Source organism: Devosia alba (assembly GCF_039938915.1).
Classification (GTDB): domain Bacteria; phylum Pseudomonadota; class Alphaproteobacteria; order Rhizobiales; family Devosiaceae; genus Devosia; species Devosia alba.
On sequence record NZ_JBDUUI010000034.1, the window covers coordinates 1 to 2,491 of the forward strand.

At 62.1% G+C, this 2,491-nt stretch carries 2 protein-coding genes; both read left to right on the forward strand.

Annotated elements, in window-relative coordinates:
- Positions 1 to 111 precede the first annotated feature (111 nt).
- The gene (gene istA, locus ABFY71_RS18635) at positions 112 to 1,638 is read left to right on the forward strand and encodes an IS21 family transposase (RefSeq protein ID WP_347947366.1); all 1,527 of its coding nucleotides are present in this window, start codon (positions 112 to 114) and stop codon (positions 1,636 to 1,638) included.
- The gene (gene istB, locus ABFY71_RS18640; RefSeq protein WP_347947367.1) at positions 1,628 to 2,407 is read left to right on the forward strand and encodes an IS21-like element helper ATPase IstB; all 780 of its coding nucleotides are present in this window, start codon (positions 1,628 to 1,630) and stop codon (positions 2,405 to 2,407) included. The genes istA and istB overlap by 11 nt, the downstream gene beginning before the upstream one ends.
- Positions 2,408 to 2,491 lie beyond the last annotated feature (84 nt).

A 2,491-nucleotide genomic window follows, 5' to 3' on the forward strand; every position in this document is an offset into this window, starting at 1 on the left:
TGTTGATTGCCACTGAGATCTGACCCTCTGAGGGCGTAAATTTTCACTGAGATTTGACCCATGTTTTGATCGTTCCCAGGCTTCTGGCCGGGGGACATTGGAGTGATCGACATGGCATTATTGAGCATTATCCGGGGCTGGCATTTTCGTAAGGGGATGCCGATCCGGGAGATTGAGCGGCGCACTGGATTGTCGCGCAATACGATCCGTAAATATCTGCGGGCGGATACGGTGGAGCCCAAGTTCAAGGTTCCGGCGCGGCCCAGCAAGCTGGACGCTTTTGCGCAGAAGCTCTCTGACTGGCTGCGCGTGGAGGCGGGTAAATCGCGCAAGCAGCGGCGCACGGCCAAGCAGATGCATGCCGATCTAGTGGTGCTGGGCTATGAGGGTTCCTATGAGCGGGTCGCGGCGTTCGTGCGGGCCTGGAAGGGCGAACGGCAGCGCGAGCAGCAGACCAGCGGGCGTGGCACCTTCGTGCCGCTGGTGTTCAGCCCGGGCGAAGCCTTCCAGTTCGACTGGAGCGAAGACTGGGCGATCCTGGGCGGCGAACGCACCAAGCTGCAGGTGGCCCATACCAAGCTCTCGCACAGCCGGGCGTTCATCGTTCGAGCCTATCCACTGCAGACCCATGAGATGCTGTTCGACGCAATGACCCAGGCGTTCCGGGTTCTGGGCGGCGTGCCCCGTCGTGGCATCTTCGACAACATGAAGACCGCAGTCGATCGGATCGGCTCTGGCAAGGCCCGGCAGGTCAACGCCCGGTTCGCGGCGATGGCGAGCCATTATCTGTTCGAACCCGAGTTCTGCAATCCAGCCTCAGGATGGGAGAAGGGCCAGATCGAGAAGAACGTGCAGGATGCCCGCCGGCGCCTGTGGCAGCCACTGCCTAACTTCGCTGATCTCGATGGCTTGAACGCCTGGCTCGAAGAGCAGTGCATCGCCCAATGGGGCCAGATCGTGCATGGCAACCTTGTGGGCAGCGTGGCCGATGCGCATGCCGGTGAGGTGGCGAGCCTGATGCCCCTGGGGCGACCCTTTGACGGCTTTGTCGAACAGACCAAGCGCGTGACCCCGACGTGCCTGGTGCACTTCGATCGCAACCGTTACAGCGTGCCAGCCTCGTTCGCGAACCGCCCGGTCAGCCTGCGGATTTATCCTGAGCGGATCCTGGTCGTGGCGGAAGGCCAGATCTTGTGCGAGCACGCTCGCATCATAGATCGGTCACATCACCAGCCAGGGCGCACGGTCTACGACTGGCGGCACTATCTGGCTGTGATCCAGCGCAAGCCTGGCGCCCTGCGCAATGGAGCGCCGTTCGTCGATCTGCCCGAGGCGTTCCGGCGGTTGCAGGGGCTCCTGCTCAAGCGTCCGGGTGGCGATCGGGAGATGGTAGAGATCCTGGCGCTGGTGCTGCACCACGACGAGCAGGCGGTCCTGTGTGCCGTCGAGGTCGCGCTTGAGGCGGGCGTTCCGACCAAGACCCATATCCTCAATCTCCTGCATCGACTGGTCGATGGCAAAGAGACTGCGGTGGCGTTGATCGATGCGCCTCAGGCTCTGACCCTGCGCCAGGAACCCAAAGCCAATGTGGAGCGCTACGATACGCTGCGTGGCAAGGTTGTTCGCCATGCGTCATGATCCCGCCAGCGCCGCCGTTGTGGTCATGCTGCGCAGCCTCAAGATGCATGGCATGGCCCAGGCCGTGGACGAGTTGATCGAACAGGGTGCGCCCGCCTTCGATACTGCCGTACCGATCCTGTCCCAACTGCTCAAGGCCGAACTTGCCGAGCGGGAGGTCAGGTCCATCGCCTATCACCTCAAGGGGGCCCGCTTCCCCGCTTACAAGGATCTGACCGGCTTCGACTTCGCCTCGAGCGAGATCAATGAGGCGTCGGTTCAGCAGCTGCACCGCGGCACCTTCATCGAAGGCGCTGACAATGTGGTGCTGATCGGCGGTCCCGGCACCGGCAAGACCCATGTTGCCACAGCGCTGGGCATCCAGGCGGTCCGCCACCACCACAAGAAGGTCCGCTTCTTCGCCACCGTCGACCTGGTCAATGCGCTCGAGCAGGAAAAGGCGTTAAACAAAGCGGGACAGCTTGCCGAGCGTCTGCTGCGTCTCGACCTCATCATCCTCGACGAGCTGGGCTATCTGCCGTTCAGCCCGTCAGGCGGGGCGCTGCTGTTCCATCTGCTCAGCAAGCTCTACGAGCAGACCAGCGTCATCATCACCACCAACCTCAGCTTCAGCGAATGGGCCGGCGTGTTCGGCGACGCCAAGATGACCACCGCTCTGCTCGACCGGCTCACCCATCACTGCCACATCCTGGAAACCGGCAATGACAGCTTCCGCTTCAGGGCAAGCGCTGCAGCACCCAAAATACGAAAGGAAAAGCCTGCCACTTGACCATCCCCGCAGCGCGGGAAACTATCCTACTGGCGGGTCACTTCTCAATGACAACCCCGGGTCAGTTCCAAGCGACAATCAACA